21 protein-coding genes are annotated in these 21414 nt (G+C 69.7%); 14 read left to right on the top strand and 7 right to left on the bottom strand.

The window, feature by feature from the left end; translation table 11 throughout:
• Nucleotides 1–28 precede the first annotated feature (28 nt).
• The 5 genes from dgcB to zapA all read left to right on the top strand — a co-directional run bounded on the left by dgcB (nucleotide 29) and on the right by zapA (nucleotide 5105).
• Nucleotides 29–1990 (top strand): dimethylglycine demethylation protein DgcB, encoded by a 1962-nt coding sequence (dgcB, locus tag DK254_RS14735; protein ID WP_109934354.1) that lies wholly within the window; start codon nucleotides 29–31, stop codon nucleotides 1988–1990.
• A 289-nt stretch (nucleotides 1991–2279) separates the two neighbouring features.
• Nucleotides 2280–3512 carry an electron transfer flavoprotein subunit alpha/FixB family protein gene (locus DK254_RS14725; RefSeq protein ID WP_109934352.1) on the top strand — a complete coding sequence of 411 codons (1233 nt, stop codon included), beginning with the start codon at nucleotides 2280–2282 and terminating at the stop codon, nucleotides 3510–3512.
• A 78-nt stretch (nucleotides 3513–3590) separates the two neighbouring features.
• Nucleotides 3591–4364, top strand: coding sequence for an electron transfer flavoprotein subunit beta (locus DK254_RS14720; protein ID WP_109934351.1), 774 nt, complete (start codon nucleotides 3591–3593; stop codon nucleotides 4362–4364).
• A gap of 211 nt (nucleotides 4365–4575) precedes the next feature.
• Nucleotides 4576–4806, top strand: a complete 231-nt coding sequence (locus tag DK254_RS14715) for a hypothetical protein (protein WP_009614252.1) — start codon at nucleotides 4576–4578, stop codon at nucleotides 4804–4806.
• Nucleotides 4803–5105 carry a cell division protein ZapA gene (gene zapA / locus DK254_RS14710; protein ID WP_109934350.1) on the top strand — a complete coding sequence of 101 codons (303 nt, stop codon included), beginning with the start codon at nucleotides 4803–4805 and terminating at the stop codon, nucleotides 5103–5105. The genes DK254_RS14715 and zapA overlap by 4 nt, the downstream gene beginning before the upstream one ends.
• 435 nt (nucleotides 5106–5540) lie before the next feature.
• Here zapA and DK254_RS14705 read toward each other — a convergent pair whose 3' ends face one another.
• On the bottom strand, nucleotides 5541–6965 hold the full coding sequence (locus DK254_RS14705; RefSeq protein WP_109934349.1) for an aspartate ammonia-lyase: 1425 nt from the start codon (nucleotides 6963–6965) through the stop codon (nucleotides 5541–5543).
• Between the two features lie 222 nt (nucleotides 6966–7187).
• Between DK254_RS14705 and DK254_RS14700 the strand changes: the two genes are divergently transcribed.
• The 4 genes from DK254_RS14700 (at nucleotide 7188) to DK254_RS14685 (ending at nucleotide 12328) form a co-directional block, all read left to right on the top strand.
• Nucleotides 7188–8102: a LysR substrate-binding domain-containing protein gene (locus DK254_RS14700; protein ID WP_064584908.1), complete on the top strand. Its 915-nt coding sequence runs from the start codon at nucleotides 7188–7190 to the stop codon at nucleotides 8100–8102.
• Between the two features lie 115 nt (nucleotides 8103–8217).
• On the top strand, nucleotides 8218–8811 hold the full coding sequence (locus DK254_RS14695; RefSeq protein ID WP_109934348.1) for an RNA polymerase sigma factor: 594 nt from the start codon (nucleotides 8218–8220) through the stop codon (nucleotides 8809–8811).
• Nucleotides 8801–9796 carry a FecR family protein gene (locus tag DK254_RS14690; protein ID WP_109934347.1) on the top strand — a complete coding sequence of 332 codons (996 nt, stop codon included), beginning with the start codon at nucleotides 8801–8803 and terminating at the stop codon, nucleotides 9794–9796. The genes DK254_RS14695 and DK254_RS14690 overlap by 11 nt, the downstream gene beginning before the upstream one ends.
• A 114-nt stretch (nucleotides 9797–9910) precedes the next feature.
• Complete coding sequence (locus DK254_RS14685) at nucleotides 9911–12328, top strand: TonB-dependent receptor (RefSeq protein ID WP_109934346.1); 2418 nt, start codon at nucleotides 9911–9913, stop codon at nucleotides 12326–12328.
• Nucleotides 12329–12628: 300 nt separating this feature from the next.
• On the opposite strand, the gene adhP is transcribed toward DK254_RS14685, so the two are convergent.
• Entirely contained in the window at nucleotides 12629–13663 is a 1035-nt protein-coding gene (adhP, locus tag DK254_RS14680; protein WP_109934345.1) for an alcohol dehydrogenase AdhP, read from the bottom strand.
• Nucleotides 13664–13973: 310 nt separating this feature from the next.
• On the opposite strand from adhP, the gene purE reads away from it, so the two are divergent.
• From purE to DK254_RS14655, 4 genes are all read left to right on the top strand, one after another.
• Nucleotides 13974–14465, top strand: a complete 492-nt coding sequence (gene purE / locus DK254_RS14675; protein WP_009614245.1) for a 5-(carboxyamino)imidazole ribonucleotide mutase — start codon at nucleotides 13974–13976, stop codon at nucleotides 14463–14465.
• 8 nt (nucleotides 14466–14473) lie between these two features.
• A complete protein-coding gene (locus tag DK254_RS14670) occupies nucleotides 14474–15559 on the top strand; it encodes a 5-(carboxyamino)imidazole ribonucleotide synthase (RefSeq protein ID WP_109934344.1) in 1086 nt (361 codons plus the stop codon).
• 113 nt (nucleotides 15560–15672) lie between these two features.
• Complete coding sequence (locus DK254_RS14665) at nucleotides 15673–15918, top strand: GlsB/YeaQ/YmgE family stress response membrane protein (protein ID WP_109934343.1); 246 nt, start codon at nucleotides 15673–15675, stop codon at nucleotides 15916–15918.
• 162 nt (nucleotides 15919–16080) lie between these two features.
• Nucleotides 16081–16623 carry a DUF3299 domain-containing protein gene (locus tag DK254_RS14655; protein ID WP_109934341.1) on the top strand — a complete coding sequence of 181 codons (543 nt, stop codon included), beginning with the start codon at nucleotides 16081–16083 and terminating at the stop codon, nucleotides 16621–16623.
• 314 nt (nucleotides 16624–16937) lie between these two features.
• On the opposite strand, the gene DK254_RS14650 is transcribed toward DK254_RS14655, so the two are convergent.
• The 3 genes from DK254_RS14650 to DK254_RS14640 form a co-directional block, all read right to left on the bottom strand.
• Nucleotides 16938–17849: a D-hexose-6-phosphate mutarotase gene (locus tag DK254_RS14650; RefSeq protein ID WP_109934340.1), complete on the bottom strand. Its 912-nt coding sequence runs from the start codon at nucleotides 17847–17849 to the stop codon at nucleotides 16938–16940.
• 82 nt (nucleotides 17850–17931) lie between these two features.
• Nucleotides 17932–18615, bottom strand: a complete 684-nt coding sequence (locus tag DK254_RS14645) for a GNAT family N-acetyltransferase (protein ID WP_109934339.1) — start codon at nucleotides 18613–18615, stop codon at nucleotides 17932–17934.
• A 13-nt stretch (nucleotides 18616–18628) separates the two neighbouring features.
• On the bottom strand, nucleotides 18629–19078 hold the full coding sequence (locus DK254_RS14640; protein ID WP_109934338.1) for an N-acetyltransferase: 450 nt from the start codon (nucleotides 19076–19078) through the stop codon (nucleotides 18629–18631).
• A 105-nt stretch (nucleotides 19079–19183) separates the two neighbouring features.
• On the opposite strand from DK254_RS14640, the gene DK254_RS14635 reads away from it, so the two are divergent.
• Complete coding sequence (locus DK254_RS14635; protein ID WP_109934676.1) at nucleotides 19184–20650, top strand: PLP-dependent aminotransferase family protein; 1467 nt, start codon at nucleotides 19184–19186, stop codon at nucleotides 20648–20650.
• A gap of 22 nt (nucleotides 20651–20672) precedes the next feature.
• On the opposite strand, the gene DK254_RS34370 is transcribed toward DK254_RS14635, so the two are convergent.
• Nucleotides 20673–20849: a hypothetical protein gene (locus tag DK254_RS34370; RefSeq protein ID WP_177412064.1), complete on the bottom strand. Its 177-nt coding sequence runs from the start codon at nucleotides 20847–20849 to the stop codon at nucleotides 20673–20675.
• Nucleotides 20842–21402: an HdeD family acid-resistance protein gene (locus DK254_RS14630; protein ID WP_109934337.1), complete on the bottom strand. Its 561-nt coding sequence runs from the start codon at nucleotides 21400–21402 to the stop codon at nucleotides 20842–20844. Before DK254_RS14630 ends, DK254_RS34370 begins: the two co-directional genes overlap by 8 nt.
• Nucleotides 21403–21414 lie beyond the last annotated feature (12 nt).

Below are 21414 nucleotides of genomic sequence, written 5' to 3'. Positions count from 1 at the left end.
CTTGCAGCTGCGGCCAAGGTGGTTATCCATGTTGAGCACACTGCTTCCTATCCTCCTTTTCTCCGCCGTGGCACTGGCCGCCTTGGGCGCCGTGAAGCGCTTCGCCATGTGGCGCCGCGGGCGGCCGTCGAAGGTCGACTGGCTCGGCGGCCTGCTGGCCGTGCCGCGCCGCTACCTGGTGGATTTGCACCATGTGGTCGAGCGCGACAAGTACATGTCCAAGACCCACGTGGCCACCGCCGGCGGCTTCGTCCTGGCGGCGCTGTTGGCGATCGTCGTGCATGGCTTTGGTTTGCACAGCCGCATCCTCGGCTTCGCCCTGCTGGCGGCCACGGCGTTGATGTTCGGCGGCGCGCTGTTCGTCGCCAAGCGCCGTCTCGACCCGCCTTCGCGGCTGTCGAAGGGCCCGTGGATGCGCCTGCCGAAGAGCCTGCTGATGTTCTCCGCAAGCTTCTTCATCGCCACGCTGCCCGTGGCCGGCATTCTTCCGGAAGGTTTCGGCGGCTGGTTCCTGGCGGCCATCCTTGCCATCGGCGTGGCCTGGGGCGTATCCGAGCTGTTCTTCGGCATGACCTGGGGCGGGCCGATGAAGCACGCCTTCGCCGGCGCCCTGCACCTGGCCTGGCACCGTCGCGCCGAACGCTTCGGCGGCGGCCGCTCCACCGGCCTCAAGGCCCTGGACCTGAGCGACCCCATGGCCCCGCTGGGCGTGGAAAAGCCCACCGACTTCACCTGGAACCAGCTGCTGGGCTTCGACGCCTGCGTGCAGTGCGGCAAGTGCGAGGCCATGTGCCCGGCCTTCGCCGCCGGCCAGCCGTTGAACCCGAAGAAGCTGATCCAGGACATGGTCATCGGCCTGGCCGGCGGCAACGACGCCAAGTTCGCCGGCTCGCCTTATCCCGGCAAGCCCCTGGGTGAGCACAGCGGCGGCCCGCACCTGCCCATCGTCTCGCTGGAAGGCAAGGCCCTGGTCGACGCCGAGACGCTGTGGTCCTGCACCACCTGCCGCGCCTGCGTCGAGGAATGCCCGATGATGATCGAGCACGTCGACGCCATCGTCGACATGCGCCGCCACCTCACCCTGGAGAAGGGCGCCACCCCGAACAAGGGCGCCGAGGTGCTGGAGAACCTGATCGCCACCGACAACCCCGGCGGCTTCGCCCCCGGCGGCCGGCTGAACTGGGCGGCCGACCTGAACCTGCCGCTGATGAGCGAGCAGAAGCAGGCCGAGGTGCTGTTCTGGGTCGGCGACGGCGCCTTCGACATGCGCAACCAGCGCACCCTGCGGGCCTTCGTGAAGATTCTGAAGGCAGCCAGGGTGGACTTCGCCGTGCTCGGCCTGGAAGAACGCGACAGCGGCGACGTGGCCCGCCGCCTGGGCGACGAGGCGACCTTCCAGAGCCTGGCCAGGCGCAACATCGCCACCCTGGCGCAGTACCGTTTCAAGCGCATCGTCAGCTGCGACCCGCACAGCTTCCACGTGCTGAAGAACGAATACGGCGCCCTGGGCGGCAGCTACGAAGTGCTGCACCACACCACCTTCATCGACGAACTGGTGAAGGCCGGCGCGCTGCAACTGGGCCAGAGCAAGGCCGACAGCGTCACCTACCACGACCCCTGCTACCTGGGCCGCTACAACGGCGAGTACGAAGCACCACGCAATGTGCTCAAGGCCATCGGCATCGAGGTGAAGGAGATGCAACGCTCCGGCTTCCGCTCGCGTTGCTGCGGCGGCGGCGGCGGCGCGCCCATCACCGACATCCCCGGCAAGCAGCGGATCCCGGACATGCGCATGGTCGACATCAAGGAGACCGGCGCCGAACTGGTGGCCGTGGGCTGCCCGCAGTGCACCGCGATGCTCGAAGGCGTGGTCGCCCCGCGCCCGGAGATCAAGGACATCGCCGAGCTGGTGGCGGAGGTGCTGGTCGAGAGCGCGGAGGCGCCGGCAAAAAAGCCGGCGCGGCGTGAAGAAGTGGCGGGGGTGCATTGATGAGAACGGTGTTCCTCACTTTGGGTCCTGTGCTGACTGTGAGTCCGCAGGCCCTCTCCCTAACCCTGGCTGCGCGCCCCGCTCCGAAGGGAGAGGGGACCGTCTCTGCCACGGCGAACTATGGCTTTAGCCGGGTTGCCCGCTGCGCCATTACTTACAGGGAGGCTCGGATAGCTCCCTCTCCCTTCAGGGAGAGGGCGGGGGGAGAGGGTAGCCCGAGCGTCAATGCCAACCCGTTCGCGAGCAAGCTCGCTCCTACGAAGAGCATATTCGCCCTGGAGGCCCAAGCATGAGCGACATCATCCGCCGCGACCCGCGCGCCGAGTGGATCGCCCGCAACCGCCTGCACCCGCTGCACCAGGCCATGCAGGCCGCCCAGGGCGGCGAGGTGCGCTGGATGGGCCCCAATGGCCTGGTCCGCAAGAACCCCCATGCCGTCGGCTTCATCGGCCCCAGCGGCATCAGGCGCATCGACCGCTCCGGCGGCCAGCAGGGCACCGCCGGCAAGCGCACCAGCGCGCCGGAAGTGGTGCAGCTGCCGCTGCAGGTCATCGAGCAGCCGGCCTTCTACATTGCCGTGGTGCCGGACATGGTCGGCGGCCGCCTGAGCAGCCACGACCGCGACCTGCTGGGCCTGGCCCGCAAGCTCGCCGGCGACGCCGGCGCGGTGCTGGCCATCGTCTTCGGCGAGCACAAGGAAAGCGCCTTCGACACCGCCGGCGTCGACCGCCTGTTGCAGGTCGAAGGCGACGAATACGAAGGCTACGCCCCGGAACAGCGGGTGCTGGCGCTGCGCGCCGTGGACGGCCAGTTCGTCCCGCGCCACTGGCTGCTGCCCGACAGCCGCAGCGGTGGCGGCGAGCTGGGCCGGCGCCTGGCCGCCAGCCTCGGCGAGCGCCCTGCCACCCGCGTCTGGCAGGCCGAAGGCGAGCACTGCATCGGCCGCGCCGGCGCCGGCCAGCAGGACCTGCAGCGGCCGCTGGCGCGGCTGATCCTGGCCGCCGCCGAGTGCGCCGAGCCGGTCAGCGAGACGCGCCACGAGGCCCGCCCGGTTGGCCTGGACGGCAGCGTGGCGCGCAACCTGCCGCGCATCGAGGACCTCGGCCCGGTGGCGGTGGACCCGGCGCAGATTCCCATGGCCGAGGCCGAGTTCATCCTTTCCGGCGGCAACGGCGTGCAGGACTGGGACCTGTTCCACCGCGCCGCCGCCGCCCTGGGCGCCACCGAGGGCGCCTCGCGGGTGGCGGTGGACGACGGCCACATGCCGCGCAACCGCCAGGTCGGCGCCACCGGCACCTGGGTCACCGCGCGGGTCTACCTGGCGGTGGGCATCTCCGGCGCCATCCAGCACCTGCAGGGCATCGGCGCCTGCGACAAGGTGGTGGCGGTGAACATGGACCCCGGCTGCGACATGATCAAGCGCGCCGACCTCTCGGTGATCGGCGATTCCACGGCGATTCTTCAGGCGCTGATCCGCCTGGCCGAGGAGTATCGGCAGGGAGGGGCGCGGGATGCGGCTTGAGAGCGGCTGCAAGCTGCAGGCGGCAGGCTTCAGGCAAGAGCGCAGCACGGTGCTGGTCCTTATCCATAGGTACGAACGATGACCGATCTGAACGTAGTCGCCCTGGTCTCCATCGGCGCCCATCCGGCCTCCGGGCGTGCCCGGCGTGCCGAGCAGGACGCCCGTGCCGTCGAACTGGGCCTGCGCCTGGCCGGCAAGCGCCTGCAGGTGCTGCACGCCGGCAATCCGCAGGAAGAGGCGCTGCGCAGTTACCTGGGCATGGGCCTGGACGAACTCGCCGTGCTGGAACAACCGGCCGGCGCCGATGCGTTGCCGGCGCTGGTCGACTACCTCGGTGGCGCCGGCGCGCAACTGGTGCTCACCGGCAGCCAGGCCGAGACCGGCGAGGGCTCCGGCATGCTGCCGTTCCTCCTCGCCGAGCGCCTGGGCTGGCCGCTGGTGGTGGGCCTGGCCGAGGTGGAAAGGGTCGAGGGTGGCAGCGCCCAGGTGCTGCAGGCCCTGCCGCGCGGCCAGCGGCGCCGGCTGAAGGTGCGCCTGCCCTTCGTCGCCAGCGTCGACAACGCCGCCCCGGTGGCGCGCCAGAGCGCCTTCGGCCCGGCGCGGCGCGGCTTCGTCGAGGCCCACGAGGTGGAAGTGCTGGCCGACGACCTGCTCGCCGCCAGCAGCCTGCAACCGGCACGCCCGCGGCCCAAGCGGCTCAAGGTGATCAAGGCCAAGACCGGCGCCGAACGCATGAAGGCCGCCACCGCCAAGGCCTCAGGCGGCACCGGCCAGGTGCTCAAGGACCTGTCCCCGGAAGCCGGTGCCGAAGCCATCTTCAAGCTGCTGCGCGAGGAAGGCGTGATTCGCTGAAGTGACTGTAGGAGCGCGCCCTGCGCGCGAATCGCGGGCAGGGCCCGCTCCTACAGTGGTGCGATGCCAAGTCGCTGAAAGCTCACGAAATTCAGCGTCTAAGCTATTGAATTGACAGCATACTTTCCGTCAGGAAAGCGCGTATTCCCCTGGCCGCCCAGGCGACTTTTCTTTATCCTCCGCGACCTTTACCACGGCCTCGGAGACTCCCATGCTCGACAGCACTATCGAACAGCTCGAACAACTGGTGGCTGAGCTGCTGCAGCAGAACAAGCAACTGGCCGACGACAACGCCCAGCTGCGCGACAGCCTCGGCAAGGCCAGCGAAGACAACGACGCCCTGCAACTGCAGCTGATGGAGCAGGAAGAGAAGCACAACGCCACCGCCGTGCGCCTGCAGGCCCTGGTCCGCCGCGTCAGCGACAGCCGCGCCAGCGCATGAGCAACGACGGCGTGCGCGTCCTGCGCATCCTCGGCCGCGACTACAGCGTCAAGGCGCCGGCCGGCGAGGAGCGCGCCCTGCAGGAGGCCGCCGCCCTGTTGCAGGCGGAGCTCGCCGCCGCCAAGCAGAAATTTCCCTACGTCACCAGCAACGAACTGTTGCTGCTCAGCGCCCTGAACCTCTGCGCCCGCCAGCTGGCGCCACGCGCTGAAGACAACGACGAAGAAGACAGCCGCACGGTGGAGCGCCTGGCCGCGCTCAACCGGCGCATCCGCGCGCACCTGCAGGCGCAGGACTGATCCCCCGCCCTCTGCTCCGTCACCCCAACGTAGGGCGCATAACGCCCCAGGCGTTATCCGCCGTTTGACCTCGGCCCCATGCCGCTCGCCGCCGAGCACGGAGCAGCCCTCAAAGCCACACCAAGCTCAACCACGAAGTTGCCGACAAGAAAGGTGTAGCGGCGGATAACCGCGAACGGTTATTCGCCCTACGCTCGGCGGCATCCCGCAGGGCGGATATGCACGTATAAAAAAAAAGGGACACCACAGTCCGTGGCGTCCCTATGAATGGAGAGAGGGCTGAATATCCTCTCGACCGGTGAGACGTGGCGCTGCGGGAAGTCCCGTCGCGCCGGGTGTAAAAGAAGGGATGGGGGATAACCCATCCCTGAAGGGTGAGAGGCGGGTACTGCCCCTCGACCGGTGAGTCGTGCCCGGCTCGCGCCGGGCGGTGCATCAGGCGCGCAGCGGGATCAGGCGCGGGGCGATCATGTTCTCCGGGCGCAGGATGTCGGCCAGGGTGGCCTCGTCCAGCAGCTTCTCCTCGCGCACCAGCTCCAGGACGCCGCGGCCGGTTTCCAGCGCGACCTTGGCGATGCGGGTGGCGTTCTCGTAGCCGATGTACGGGTTCAGCGCGGTCACCAGGCCGATGCTGTGCTCCACCAGCTGGTGGCAGCGCTCGACGTTGGCGGTGATGCCGGTGATGCAGTGCTCGCGCAGCATGTCCATGGCGCGTTGCAGCAGGCGGATCGAGTCGAAGATCTTGTAGGCGATCAGCGGCTCCATCACGTTCAGCTGCAGCTGGCCGCCTTCGGCGGCGATGGTCAGCGCCAGGTCGTTGCCCATGATCTCGAAGGCGCACATGTTCACCGCCTCCGGGATAACCGGGTTGACCTTGCCCGGCATGATCGAGCTGCCCGGCTGGCGCGGCGGCAGGTTGATCTCGTTGATGCCGGTGCGCGGGCCGCTGGAGAGCAGGCGCAGGTCGTTGCAGATCTTCGACAGCTTGACCGCGGTGCGCTTGAGCATGCCGGAGAACAGCACGAAGGCGCCCATGTCCGAGGTGGCCTCGATCAGGTCGGCGGCCGGGACCACCGGCTGGCCGCTGATGGCCGCCAGGCGCTGCACGGCCAGGTGCTGGTAGCCGGGGTCGGCGTTGATGCCGGTGCCGATGGCGGTGCCGCCGAGGTTCACTTCGGTCAGCAGTTCCGGGGCCAGGCGGCGCAGGCGGTCGAGGTCTTCGCCCAGGGTGGTGGCGAAGGCATGGAATTCCTGGCCGAGGGTCATGGGCACCGCGTCCTGCAGCTGGGTGCGGCCCATCTTCAGTACGTTGGCGAACTCCTCGCCCTTGGCGGCGAAGGCCTGGATCAGGCTGTCGAGGCTGGCCAGCAGGGTGTCGTGGCCGAGCAGCAGGCCCAGGCGGATGGCGGTCGGGTAGGCGTCGTTGGTCGACTGCGCCATGTTCACGTCGTTGTTCGGGTGCAGGTACTTGTACTCGCCCTTGGCGTGGCCCATCGCTTCGAGGGCGATGTTGGCGATCACCTCGTTGGCGTTCATGTTGGTGGAAGTACCGGCGCCACCCTGGATCATGTCGACCACGAACTGCTCGTGGAAGTCACCGCGGATCAGGCGAGCGCAGGCTTCGCTGATGGCGGCGTGCTTGTCGGCGGGCAGGTGGCCCAGCTTGTGGTTCGCATCGGCCGCGGCCTGCTTGACCATCGCCAGGGCGACGACCAGCTTCGGGTAGTGCGACAGCGGCACACCGGAGAGGCGGAAGTTGTTCACAGCGCGCAGGGTCTGGATGCCGTAGTAGGCGTCAGAAGGTACTTCGAGGGTGCCGAGGAGGTCTTTCTCGATGCGGAACGATGCAACAGGGGACATGATGAGATTTTTCTCAGGAGGACACGGCCAGCGCCGCGATGCCCAGTAGACTAGGGATTTCGCCGATCGTCGGCCAATGCTGTTGGAAGCTGTCTCATGCACAAACGGCATAATGTATTCTGTGACGACCTGATGACGGCGAGCGTATGGCCATGCTATGCGCGCCCGTTCATCCACTGACCGATCGATCAGGACCATCCCGCCGCGCCGGGAGGAGACGACGTGAACCTGGAAACCAAATGGCTGGAGGACTTCAGCACCCTGGCCACCACCCGCAGCTTCTCCCAGGCGGCGGAAAAGCGCTTCGTCACCCAGCCGGCCTTCAGTCGGCGCATCCGCAGCCTGGAGGACGCCCTCGGGCTGACCCTGGTGAACCGCCAGCGCACGCCCATCGAGCTGACCGAGGCCGGCCAGCTGTTCCTGGTCACCGCGCGCGCGGTGGTCGAGCAGCTCGGCCAGGTGGTGCGCCACCTGCACCACCTGGAGGGCGGGCAGGGCGAAGTGCTGCAGTTCGCCGCCGCCCACTCCCTGGCCCTGGGCTTCTTCCCGGCGTGGATCGCCCGGTTGCGCGCCGAGGGCCTGAACATCGCCAGCCGCCTGGTGGCGACCAACGTCGGCGAGGCCGTGCACCTGCTGCGCGAGGGCGGCTGCGACCTGATGCTGGCCTTCTACGACCCGGACGCGGCGCTGCAGATGGACCCGGAAGTGTTCCCCTCGCTGCACCTGGGGCGCACCGAGATGCTCCCGGTGTGCGCGGTGAACTCCGCCGGCCTGCCGCTGTACGATCTCGACAGCGGCCAGAGCGTGCCGCTGCTGGCCTACAGCGCCGGCGCCTTCCTCGGCCGCGGCGTCAACCTGCTGCTGCGCCAGCGCAACCTGCGTTACACCACGGTCTACGAGACGGCCATGGCCGACAGCCTGAAGAGCATGGCGCTGCAGGGCATGGGCGTGGCCTGGGTGCCGCGCCTGAGCATGGAGGCGGAGCTGGCCCGCGGCGAGCTGGCGGTGTGCGGCGGGCCGCACTGGGTGGTGCCGCAGGAAATCCGCCTGTACCGCTGCGCCCTGGTGCGCAAGGCGCAGATCCGCCTGCTCTGGCGCAAGCTGGAAGGCGGCCTGGGGCTGGGCGAGAGCGCCTGAGGCGGGGACGGCCGGGGCTATGATGCTTATTTGATAAGCATTATCATTTGCGCCTTTGCCAGGGGTTTCCCCCTCGCGCCGGCCCGGCGCGGACCGCTGGCGAGCCCGCCACCCCATGTCCGACCACGAGTCCCCCGTCCGGCCGCCCGCGGCCGAACCGACGGCGCCCGGCGAAAGCGCAGGGCGCGAGGACTTCCTGCGCGTGTTCCTCAGCCAGCGTCCGCGCATGGAGGCCCTGGTGCGCCGCCGCGTGGGCTGCCGGGCCACCGCCGCGGACCTGGTCCAGGAACTCTTCCTGCGCTTCTGGAAGCGCCCGCAGGAACCGGTGGAGGAGATGGGCACCTACCTGCTGCGCAGCGCGCGCAACCTGGCCATCGACCACCTGCGCGGCGAAGACTCGCGCGGCCGCACCCTCAGCGTGCTGCTGCCCGACGAGGACGCCGCGCAACCGTCGCCGGAACAGGCGGTGCAGGCCGGCGCCGAGCTGGAGCGCGTCGAACGAGCCCTGCGCGCGTTGCCCGAACGCACCCGCCACGTGTTCCTGCTCAGCCGCGTGCACGGCCGCACCTACGGCGAAATAGCCGAGGCCATGGGCGTTACCCGCAGCGCCGTGGAAAAACATATGATGCGCGCCCTCGATGCCTGCAAGGCGAGCCTGGAGCCCGCCGCACCGGCCGCCCGCAGCGGAGCTCCACGCCATGACGCCTGACACCCCGACCCTCCCGGCCGACGCCCGGCGCCAGGCGCGCCAGTGGCTGGTGCGCGTGCACGGCGGCGAGGCGGATGCCGGGGCGCTGCAACGCTGGCTGGACGAAGCCCCGGCGCACGCCGAGGCCTACGCCGAAGCCGAGGCGCTGTGGCGTGCCAGCGAAGGCCCGGCGCGGCGCCTGGCGGCGGAGGAGGGTGACGCCCTGCAGGGCTACCTGGCCGCCATGCAGCGCCCGCCGCGAGGCCGCAGGCGCGGCAACCCGCGGCGCTGGCTGTACCCGCTGGCCAGCGCCGCCTGCCTGCTGCTGATGCTCTGGGCCGGCGGCTGGTGGCAGCCGGGACACTGGTACGCCGACCTGTCCGCCGACTACGTCAGCGCCCCGGGCGAAGTGCGCGAGGTGACGCTGGCCGACGGTTCCACCCTGACGCTGGATGCCGACAGCGCCGTGGCCGTGTCCCTGGGCGGCGAGCAGCGCCGCGTCGAGCTGCTGCGCGGCGCCGCCTCCTTCGCCGTGCGGCACCTGCCCAGGCCTTTCGTGGTGCGGGTGGGCGAGGGCGAGGCACGGGTGCTGGGCACCGAATTCGAAGTCCGCCGGCTGGGCGGGCAGGCCCGCGTCACCGTGGCCGAGGGCCGCGTGGCGGTGCGCGCCAGCCGGGCCGTGGGCGCGCCGGAGGTGGTGCTGGGCGCCGGCGAGCGGGTGAGCTTCGGCGCCACCCTGGGCGCCCCCGAGAGCGCCGACGGCCGCGCCGCGCTGGCCTGGCGCCAGGGTTGGCTGACCTTCTACCGCGCCCCGCTGGGCGAGGTGCTGGAGCGCCTGGCGCCCTGGTACCCGGGGCGCATCCTGCTGCTGGACGACGAGCTGGCGCAGCGCCGCGTCAGCGGCAGCTTCCCCAGCCATGACCCGCAGGCGGCGCTGGATTCGCTGCAGGCCGTGGTGGGCTTCCGCCAGCAGCACCTGCTGGGGCGTTTCGTGCTGATCCGCTGAGCCGCGAAAATTTTTTCCGCCGGGCACTGAGGTACCCATAGGACTGCTCCGTGTAATGGGCATGAATGCGATTTATTCGCAGTTGAAGTCCGCCCTTCGAGTCCCGAGAACCCCATGAAAGCGCAGCGTCCCCGTTCCACCCTCAAGCCCCTGACCCTCGCCCTGCTCGGCGCCCTGGCCGGCGCCGCGAACCTGCCGGCGCTGGCCGCCGAACCGGCTGCCGCCAGCCTGGAGTCGCGCTACGCCTTCGCCCTGGCGGCGCAGCCGTTGCCCCAGGCGCTGAGCGAATTCAGCCGTGTCACCGGCCTCAGCGTGGTCTACACCGAGGAGGCGCCCTACGCCCTGCAGGCGCCGGCGCTGCGCGGCCAGTACAGTGCCGCCGAGGCCCTGGAACGCCTGCTGTCCGGCTCCGGCCTGCGCTTCCGCCCGCTGGACGGGCGCAGCGTCACCCTCGAACGCATTCCCGCCGACGCCCTGAGCCTGGACGCCACCACCGTCTCGGCGATGGCCAGCGCCGAGCAGAGCTACCAGCCGGCACCGCTCAGCTCGATCAACCGCGCCGGCACGCCGGTCATGGAAACCCCGCAGAGCATCGTCACGGTGCCGGCCCAGGCGATCCGCGACCAGCAGCCGCGCAACCTCGACGACGCGCTGAACAACATCAGCGGCGTGACCCAGGCCAACACCCTCGGCGGCACCCAGGACGCGGTGATGAAGCGCGGCTTCGGCGACAACCGCGACGGCTCCATCATGCGCGACGGCCTGCCCTCGGTGCTGGGCCGCAACCTCACCGCCACGGCCGACCACATCGAAGTGCTCAAGGGCCCGGCCTCGCTGCTCTACGGCATCCAGGACCCGGGCGGGGTGGTCAACGTGGTGAGCAAGAAGCCGCAGCTGGCGCGGTACAACGCGGTGACCCTGCGCGGCTCGACCTACGCCCACGGCAAGCAGGGCAGCGGCGCGCAGATCGACAGCACCGGCAGTATCGGCGACTCGCCGCTGGCTTACCGGCTGATCGTCGACCACCAGGACGAGAACTACTGGCGCGACTTCGGCCAGCAGCGCGAAACCCTGGTGGCGCCCTCGCTGGCGTACTTCGGCGAGGCCACCACCGTCACCCTCGGCTACGAGCACCGCGAGTTCAAGACGCCCTTCGACCGCGGCACCGCCATCGACCCGCGCACCAACAAGCCCCTGGACCTGCCGCGCACCCGGCGCCTGGACGAGCCCTTCAACATCACCGAAGGCCGCTCCGACCTGACCCGCCTGGACATCGAGCACCAGCTCGACGAGCAGTGGAAGGCGCACCTGGCCTACGGCTGGACCCGCGAGACCTACGACGACAACCAGGCGCGGGTGACCGCGGTGAACAGCGCCAGGGGCACCGTCACCCGCCGCGTCGACGGCACCCACGGCGCGGTGAGCAGCGACAGCTTCGCCACCGCCTCGCTGCTGGGCGACGTGCAGCTGGGCGGCCTGCGCCACGAACTGGTGCTGGGCATGGACAGCGAGAAGCGCAAGATCTACCGCGCCGACCTGATCCGCAGCACCGCCAGCAACACCCTGGACTACAACGACCCGGTCTACGGCCAGGTGTCACCGGCCACCCAGGTCAGCCCCGGCGACAGCGACCAGACCGACAAGCTGCGCAGCGACTCGCTGTTCCTGCAGGACTCCTGGCACCTGGACGAGCACTGGATCCTGGTCGCCGGCGGGCGCTACCAGATGTTCGACCAGTACGCCGGGCGCGGCCGGCCGTTCCAGGCCAACACCGACCTGAACGGGCAGAAGTGGGTGCCGCGCGCCGGCGTGGTCTACCGCTTCGATGACCAGTTCTCGCTGTACGGCAGCTACACCCGCTCGTTCAAGCCCAACTCGACCATCGCGCCGCTTTCCACCGGCCAGGTGATCGACTCGGCGATCCAGCCGGAGGAAGCCAGTTCCTGGGAGATTGGCGCAAAGATGGACATTCCCGGGCGCATCAGTGGCAACCTGGCGTTCTTCGATATCCGCAAGCGCAACGTCATGGTCAACCAGCTCGACGCCAACGGCGACACCGTGGTGCGCACCGCCGGCAAGGTGCGCAGCTACGGCGCCGAACTGGACCTGGCCGGCCAGTTGAGCGAACGCTGGAGCCTGCTCGGCAGCTACGCCTGGCTCGACGCGGAAGTGACCGAGGACCCGGAACTGGAAGGCAACCGCCTGCAGAACGTGGCCAAGGAAACCGCCTCGCTGTCGGCGGTGTACGACGCCGGGACGATCTTCGGCGGTGACAGGCTGCGCCTGGGCAGCGGCGCCCGCTACGTGGGCAAGCGCGCGGGCGACCCGGCGAATTCCTTCGAGCTGCCGTCCTACACCGTGGCCGATGCCTTCGCCAGCTACGACACCCAGCTGGGCGGGCACAACGTCGGCTTCCAGTTCAACGTGAAGAACGTCTTCAACCGCGAGTACTACCCCTCGGCGGCGAACAACCTCTACGTCGCGGTGGGGGAGCCGCGGCAGTTCGAGGTGTCCACCACTGTGGAGTTCTGATGGAAGGGCTTTCTCGCGAACGGAGTTTTCAGGCGACTGCGGTGTATTGGATTGACTCCGCCCCTCTCCCCAGCCCTCTCCCTGAAGGGAGAGGGGGCTTGTCCGTGCCGGCTTTGACAACGGTTCTAGCCGGACGCAATGGAGCCGCCGGCTGACTCCGGAATAGCCAAGCACACCGAACGGTCCCCTCTCCCTTCAGGGAGAGGGTTAGGGAGAGGGCGTTCTTCAGGCCGAGCACCCTGATCCGGCCAGCAGAACTCCATTCGCGAGCAAGCTCGCTCCTACAGTAGCTCGGCAGACCTACATCTCCACGACGATCCGCCCCTCGATCTGCCCGGCGCGCATCTTGTCGAAGATGCCGTTGATGTCCTCCAGCTTGCCGGCGCTCACCGTCGCCTTCACCAGCCCCTCGCCGGCGAAGTCCAGCGCCTCCTGCAGGTCGGCGCGGGTGCCGACGATGGAGCCGGTGATGTGCAGGCCCTTGAGCACCACGTCGAAGATTGGCGTGGGGAAGTCGCCCGGCGGCAGGCCGACCAGGGACACGGTGCCGCCGCGGCGGGCCATGCCGATGCCCTGGCCGAAGGCGCTGTTGGACACCGCCGTCACCAGCACGCCGTGGGCGCCGCCGATGTCGCGCTGGACCACTTCCACCGGGTTTTCCTGCTTCGCGTTGATGGTCAGGCTGGCGCCCAGTTTGCGCGCCAGCTCCAGCTTGGCGTCGTCCACGTCCACCGCCACCACGTGCAGGCCCATGGCCTTGGCGTACTGCACCGCGACGTGGCCCAGGCCGCCGATGCCGGAGATGGCCACCCACTGGCCGGGGCGCGCCTTGGTTTCCTTCAGGCCCTTGTACACGGTGACGCCCGCGCAGAGGATCGGGGCGATCTCGGTGAAGCCGACGCCCTTGGGCAGGATGCCGACGAAGTTCGGGTCCGCCAGCACGTATTCGGCGTAGCCGCCGTTCACCGAGTAGCCGGTGTTCTGCTGGTGCGTGCAGAGGGTTTCCCAGCCGGTCAGGCAGTGCTCGCAGCAGCCGCAGGCGGTGTACAGCCAGGGCACGCCGACGCGGTCGCCTTCCTTCACCCGGGTCACCCCGGCGCCCACCGCGGCGACGTAGCCGACGCCCTCGTGGCCGGGAATGAACGGCAGGCTCGGCTTCACCGGCCAGTCGCCCTCGGCGGCGTGCAGGTCGGTGTGGCAGACGCCGGAGGCCTCGATCTTCACCAGGATCTGGCCGGGGCCGGGCAGCGGCACCTTCACTTCCTCCAGGCGCAGCGGCGCGCCGAAGGCGTGCACCACTGCGGCTTTCATGGTCTGGGGCAGGGTCGAGGACATGACGAAGCTCTCCTTGTGCAAACGAACGGGGGCGGGCGAAAGCCTGTCTGCGCCGCGGGTTGCATCAGTCTGAACCCTTGAGCCTAGGCGATATTGAGCTGGAGCAAGGGCCGCTCGCCTCATCCCTTGGTAGCACCCGCCCAACGGCCCGCGCACGGACTCCACGAACGGCGCGGCCTTGCGGTATACTGCGCCGCCTCCGAACCGGCCCCGCTCGTCGGTTCGTCCATGTACAAGCCACGCCCGGGACCGGAATGCGTGGCTTGTTGGTTTTTGACGCGCAGCACGCGCACCACCAAGAGGCACGACGATGAGCGTACTGGTTGGCGTGATCATGGGCTCCAAGTCCGACTGGAGCACCCTTAGTCACACCGCGGACATGCTGGACAAGCTGGGCATCCCCCATGAAGTGAAGGTGGTTTCCGCCCACCGCACCCCGGACCTGCTGTTCCAGTACGCCGAAGAGGCCGAAGGCCGCGGCATCGAGGTGATCATCGCCGGTGCCGGCGGCGCTGCCCACCTGCCGGGCATGTGCGCGGCCAAGACGCACCTGCCGGTGCTCGGCGTGCCGGTGCAGTCGTCCATGCTCTCGGGCGTCGACTCGCTGCTGTCCATCGTCCAGATGCCCGGCGGCGTGCCGGTCGCCACCCTGGCCATCGGCAAGGCCGGCGCCATCAACGCCGCGCTGCTGGCGGCGAGCATCCTCGGCGGCAAGCACCCGCAGTACCACGACGCGCTCAAGCGCTTCCGCACCGAGCAGACCACCTCGGTGCTGGACAACCCCGACCCCCGCGAGGCCTGAGCAGAACCATGAAGATCGGTGTCATCGGTGGCGGCCAGCTGGGCCGCATGCTGTCCCTGGCGGGCACCCCGCTGGGCATGGACTTCGCCTTCCTCGACCCGGCGCCGGACGCCTGCGCCCAGGCCCTGGGCGAGCACATCCGCGCGGACTACAGCGACCAGGACCACCTGCGCCAGCTGGCCGACGAAGTGGACCTGGTGACCTTCGAGTTCGAGAGCGTGCCGGCCGAGACCGTGGCCTTCCTCTCGCAGTTCGTGCCGGTCTACCCCTCGGCCTCCGCGCTGCGCATCGCCCGTGACCGCTGGTTCGAGAAGTCGATGTTCAAGGACCTGGGCATCCCCACCCCGGCCTTCGCCGACATCCAGTCCCAGGCCGACCTCGACGCCGCCGCGGCCAGCATCGGCCTGCCGGCGGTGCTCAAGACGCGCACCCTGGGCTACGACGGCAAGGGCCAGAAGGTCCTGCGCAAGGCCGAGGACGTCGCCGGCGCCTTCGCCGAGCTGGGCAGCGTGCCCTGCATCCTCGAAGGCTTCGTGCCTTTCACCGGCGAGGTGTCGCTGGTGGCGGTGCGCGCCCGCGATGGCGAGACGCGCTTCTACCCGCTGGTGCACAACACCCACGAGAACGGCATCCTGCGCCTGTCCGTGGCCAGCAGCGAGCATCCGCTGCAGGCCCTGGCCGAGGACTACGTCGGTCGCGTGCTGGACAAGCTGGACTACGTCGGCGTGCTGGCCTTCGAGTTCTTCGAGGTGGACGGCGGCCTGAAGGCCAACGAGATCGCCCCGCGCGTGCACAACTCCGGGCACTGGACCATCGAAGGTTCCGAGTGCAGCCAGTTCGAGAACCACCTGCGGGCCGTCGCCGGCCTGCCGCTGGGCTCCACCGCCAAGGTGGGCGAGAGCGCCATGCTCAACTTCATCGGCGAAGTGCCGCCGGTGGACCAGGTGCTGGCCATCGCCGACTGCCACCTGCACCACTACGGCAAGGCCTTCAAGGCCGGGCGCAAGGTCGGCCACGCCACCCTGCGCAGCAAGGACCTGGCCACCCTGAAGGCGCGCATCGGCGAAGTCGAAGCCCTTATCGGCAAGGGCTGACAACCCCGGTCGCCCGTCCCTCATGGCGGGCGGCCGCGCGGAACGCCAGGCTTTCCTACACTGTCAGACAAAGGGCGCGCCGGTCGGCGCGTCCATCCACAGGAGGGAAAACCATGGGTTTAATCGGAACCATCGTCATCGGCCTGATCGTCGGCCTCATCGCCCGTTTCCTGAAACCAGGGGACGACAGCATGGGCTGGATCATGACCATCCTGATCGGCATCGGCGGCTCGCTGCTGGCCACCTACGGCGGTCAGGCCGTGGGCATCTACCAGGCCGGGCAGGCCGCCGGCTTCATCGGCGCGGTGGTCGGCGCGGTGATCCTGCTGGTGATCTACGGCATCGTGAAGAAGAGCTGATCCACCCCGTCGTACGCCGGGTAGCGCCTCGCGCTGGTCATTTGCCCGGCGATCCCCAAGAATGTGCGCCGATTCCCGCTCGCCCGGCCAGGGCGGGCGGCGAAGGCCTTCGCCGTCTTCCCGTTGCGTGGGCGCCCGCTGCCGGCGCCCGAGAGCCCATCCATGCGCCGTACCCTGCTCGCCTGCAGCCTCGCGCTGCTCACCGGCCTGGCCCATGCCGCCGACATCCCGGAAACCGACTGGCTGCAACTGATGCCGCCCAGCGACCGCAAGGCGCTGGAGGAAATGCCCGAGATCGACCACAACAGCCCGGAAGCCGCCGGCACCTTCACCCAGAAGCAAGGTGGCCTGAAGCAGAAGGGCAAGCTGCCGCAGGTGATGTTCTCGACCAGGACGGTCGCCGCGCTGGACGGCAAGCAGATCCGCCTGGGCGGCTACCCGGTGCCGCTGGAGAACGACGCCAGGGGCCGCGTCACCGAGTTCTTCCTGGTGCCCTACCCGGGCGCCTGCATCCACGTGCCGCCGCCGCCGCCGAACCAGATCGTGCTGGTGCGCTACCCCAAGGGCATGAAGATCGACGACATCTACAGCCCGCTGTGGGTGACCGGCAAGCTGAAGGTGGAGAAGGTCAGCAACGAGATGGCCGACGCCGCCTACGCCATGGACGAGGCCAAGGTGCGGGCGGTGCAGGATAGCGACCTGTAGCGTGCTTTGCTCTTCGTAGGAGCGAGCTTGCTCGCGAACCCGGTTCCTGGTGGCTTCGGTGCTTGGCCTGAAGAGCGCCCTCTCCCTAACCCTCTCCCTGAAGGGAGAGGGGACCGTTGGGCGTGGGTGGGTATTCCTGAGTTAGCCGGCAGCCCCGGCGCTTTCGGCTGAAACCATGCCTTTTCTCGGCACGGACAAGCCCCCTCTCCCTTCAGGGAGAGGGCTGGGGAGAGGGGCGGAGTCAATCCAATACACCGCAGTTACCGGGAAACACCGTTCGCGAGCAAGCTCGCTCCTACGAAAAGACGCGCAGCCTAACCCTCCAGCGCCTCGCTCCAGATCTCCACGCTCATCGTCTCGCTACGCCCCGGCGCCACGCTCAGCACGTCGTCCCAGACCCGCGCCGTCTCGATGCACAGCATGCGCTGCCAGGCGTCGTCGGCGAACTGCGAGAGGCGCTGGGCCTTGTCGATCCAGGGGTTCCACAGCACCGCCGAGCGCGAGTGGCTGGCCTGGATGTGGATGCCGCGGTTCCACTGTGGGTCGCGGATCACCAGGGGGCGGTCGACGTCCAGGTAGATGCGGTCGGTCTCGCCCTGGATGCGCACCACGCCGTCCTGGCGGCGTTCCTCCCAGTTCTCCAGCGTCTCGATGTAGCGGCAGCCCTGCAGGCCGTCGACGCTCACCTGGCGAACGTCGCTGACGGCGAAGTAGGTGTGCAGCGCCTGGCTCAGGGCCAGCGGCTTGTCGCCGAGGTTGCGGGTGGTCAGTTCCAGGGCCAGGCGCTCGCCGAAGCGCATCACCAGGCTCAGTTCGGCGCCATGGGCCCAGCCCGGCAGGCCCTGGTGGGCGTCGAGCTTCCAGTGCACGGCCAGCGCGCCCTGTTCGTCGGCGATGTCGTCCAGTTGCCAGTCGATGCCGCGCACCAGGCCGTGGGCCGGCGGCTTGTCGCCCTCGTATTCGGTGCGCACCTGCACCGGGTTGCGCGCCAGGTCGCCGAACCAGGGCCAGCACACCGGCACGCCGCCGCGCAGGGACTGGCCGCGCTTGTACCCGGCCTGCTCGCTGAGCCACACCAGCGGCGGCTGTTCGTGGGGCTGGTAGCTGAGCAGCTGGGCGCCCTGCTGGGCGATCAGCGCCTCGCCGAACTCGGTGTGGATGCGCCAGCAGGGCAGCTCGTCGATGGTCGTCTGTTCGACGCGGGGGGTGATGTAGGGGCTGCTCATGGGGGCCTCCGGCACTGCAAGGGGAAAGGATTCAGTATCACCGATCCCCCGGCGGCCGGGCAGTTCCCCGAAACGGCTTTTTTCAGCCCTGGCGCAGGCTTTCCAGGCTGCGCCGCTGGCGCCCTTGCGCGTCGAAGTTGGCCGCGTCGAGCCAGGCCTCGAAGGCTGCCTGGCGCACCGGCCATTCGCTGTCGAGGATGGAGAACCAGGCGCTGTCGCGGTTGTGGTCCTTGACCACCATGTGCTGGCGGAAGGTGCCCTCGTAGACGAAGCCCAGGCGCTCGGCGGCGCGCATGGAGCGCGCGTTCAGCGCGTTGCACTTCCACTCCAGGCGCCGGTAGCCCAGCTCGAAGGCGCGCCTGGCCAGCAGGTAGACCGCCTCGGTGGAGGCCGGGCTGCGTTGCATGACGCGGCCGAAGGCGATGTGGCCGATCTCGATCACCCCGTCCTTCGGGGTGATGCGCAGGAAGCTCAGCAGGCCGGTGACGCGGCCGCTGTTGCGCTCGCGCACGGCGTAGAACTGCGGGTCGGCGCTGGCGGCGTTGCCGGCGATCCAGGCGTCGAAGGCGGCGCGCTCGGGGAAGGGGCCGTAGGGCAGGTAGTCCCACAGCTCGGGGTCGGATTCCGGGCCCTGCAGGGCTTCCCACAGGTCATCGCCGTGGCGCGCGGCGTCCAGCGGCTCCAGGGCCAGATAGCGGCCTTCCAGGGTTTCCCGGGCCGGGGCGGGCACCGGCTGCCAGTGCAGGGCGGGTTGGGTGTCGGTCATGGCGGTGCTCCGGTCAGAGGATCTTGCGGTACTGGACGAAGCCGGAGCGGTCGGCGATCCGGTCGTACAGGTGCATGGCGTCGGTGTTGGTCTCGTGGGTCAGCCAGTGCACCCGCGAGGCGCCGGCGGCGCGCGCCATGGCGTAGACGTGCTCGATCAGCTCGCGGCCGATGCCGCCGCCGCGCAGGCCTTCGGCGACGTAGAGGTCCTGCAGGTAGACATAGTCGCCCTGGGTCCAGCAGGAGCGGTGGAAGATGTAGTGGACCATGCCGATGGCCTTGCCGTCGCGCCAGGCCAGTGCCGCGTGCATGGGTTCGGCGGGGTCGAGGAAGCGCTGCCAGGTCAGGGCGCTGGTGGCTTCGTCGATCACGGTCTTGTAGAAACGCTGGTAGCCCTGCCAGAGCGGCAGCCAGGCGGAGTGGTCGTCGGCGGTGACGGAGGCGATCTCGAGCGGTGCGGTCATGGGGTGGCCTTTGTCCTTGGGGTCTGGTTCCAGACTAGAGCGGGAATTGGTTCCGCTAAAGAGCCATTCATGGTCCAATTCGAGGAGCCATTTCCGGAGCCCGCCATGAACGCCCCGCTGCCTTTCGACCCGTCCGGCATCCGCCTGGACCCTGCCAGGGGGCTGGGCCAGCAGCTGTTCCAGGCGCTGCGCGAACGCATCCTCGACGGCCGCCTCGGCGCGCGCTCGCGGCTGCCGGCCAGCCGCGACCTGGCCGCCGCCCTGGGGGTGTCGCGCAACACCGTGGTGCGCGCCTACGAGCAGCTCTACGCCGAGGGCTACATCGAGGGCCGCACCGGCGACGGCACCTACGTCGCCGAACGCGTGCAGCCGCGCTGCGCGCCCGCCCCGCAACCGGGCAAGGTGCCCGAGGTGGCGGCGCTGGAGCGCCTGCAGCGGCACCACCTGCCCAGGCCGCCGAGCGGTGCGCCCAGGGCCTTCCGCGTCGGCGTGCCGGCCTTCGACCTGTTCCCCTTCGAGACCTGGGCGCGCCTGCAGGCGCGCTTCTGGCGCGACCCGCCGGCGGACTGCCTGGGCTACGGCGACGCCGCCGGCGAATGGCGCCTGCGCGAGCTGATCGCCGCCTACCTGCGTAGCGCGCGTGGCCTGCACTGCGAGGCGGGGCAGGTGATAGTCACCAGCGGCGCGCAGCAGGCCATCGCCCTGTGCGCCCAGGTGCTGCTCGCCGCGGGCGACCACGTGGCCATCGAGAACCCCGGCTACCGCGCCGCCGGCCATGCCTTCGCCACCGCCGGCGCGCACCTGCACGGGGTGGCGGTGGACGCCGAGGGCCTGCGCACCGACCAGTTGCGCGAGCTGCCGGACTGCCGGCTGGTCTACCTCACCCCCTCGCACCAGTACCCCACCGGCGTCACCCTGTCGCTGGCGCGGCGCCTGGCCCTGCTGGAGTGGGCCGAGCGCAGCGGCGGCTGGATAGTCGAGGACGACTACGACGGCGAGTACCGCTACGCCGGCACCCCGCTGATGCCGCTGGCGGCGCTCGACCGCCAGCAGCGCGTGCTCTACGTCGGCACCTTCTGCAAGATCGCCTTCCCCGCCCTGCGCCTGGGCTACCTGGTGGTGCCGCCGGCCCTGGCCGAGGCCTTCGCCCGCCGCCGCGCCCTCGACGTGCGGCATTCGGAGGTCGGCACCCAGCGGGTGATGGCCGACTTCATCGCCGAAGGCCACTTCCAGCGCCACGTGCGGCGCATGCGCCGGGCCGCCCGGGCCCGGCGCGACGCCCTGCTGCGCGGCTGGCCCGAGGTACCCGGCTGCGCGCCCATGCCGCCGGTGGAGGCGGGGCTGCACCTGTGCGTGCGGGTGGAAAGCCGCGAGCGCGAGCGCTGGCTGGTGGAGCGCGCGCTGCAGGCCGGGGTGGAGGTCAACGCGCTGAGCGACTACTGGCTGCCCGAATCGACGGAGCCCGAAGACGAGCGCGCCGGCCTGGTCATGGGCTTCGCCGCCGTGCCCGAGGCGCGTATCGCCGAGGCCCTGAAGGCCTTGCGCAAGGCCTGGAAACTTCCGCTTTCGTAGGAGCTAGGCGCCCCCCTCGATCCTACGAAGAGCCCGGGGGCTTTTCCTCGCGCTCGGCCCAGTAGGTCTGCTTGTGCCCGCGGCACTGGTACTCCAGGGCCAGGGCCTCGGCCTCGTCGCGGCTCAGGCCGCGGCGCACGACGAAGCGGTTGCCGTTGTCGTCCAGCCGCCACAGGCACCAGTCGCGCGCTTCAGGCATCGAAGGTCGAGGTCTTGCGCAGGCGCAGCGCGAGCAGGATCAGCAGCACGCCGAAGAACAGCGCATAGGCGCCGATCACCCAGACCACCGCCACCGCGCCGGCGCCGGGGTTGGCGATCATCAGCACGCCGAACAGCACCGACAGCGCCCCCGACAGGCCCAGCCACCATTCGTTGGCCAGGCTCTTGCGCAGGCGGAAGGCGGCGACGATCTGCAGCACGCCGGTGGCCAGCGCCCAGCCGGCGATCAGCATCAGCAGGCCCAGCGCCGTCAGCGCCGGCCAGAAGAAGGCCACCAGCCCGGCCAGCACGCCCAGGGCGCCGACCAGCCACAGCGGCCAGATCGGCCGTTGCGACTCGCGCATGCTGGCCGCGGCGATCAGGGTGAAGACGCCATCGACGAAGGCGTAGGCGCCCCAGACGATGACCAGCACGGTGAGGGCGATGCCCGGCCAGGCGATGGCCAGGATGCCGAACAGCACGGCGGCGACGCCGCGCAGGGCGATCCATTTCCAGTGCCGGCCCAGGGCTTGCCACAGGGGATGATCGTTCATGGGGTTCTCCAG

It is taken from the genome of Pseudomonas sp. RW407, assembly GCF_003176655.1.
GTDB lineage: Bacteria > Pseudomonadota > Gammaproteobacteria > Pseudomonadales > Pseudomonadaceae > Pseudomonas > Pseudomonas delhiensis.
Note: the sequence above shows the minus strand (reverse complement) of the source record. Positions and strands in the feature narration are given on the sequence as shown.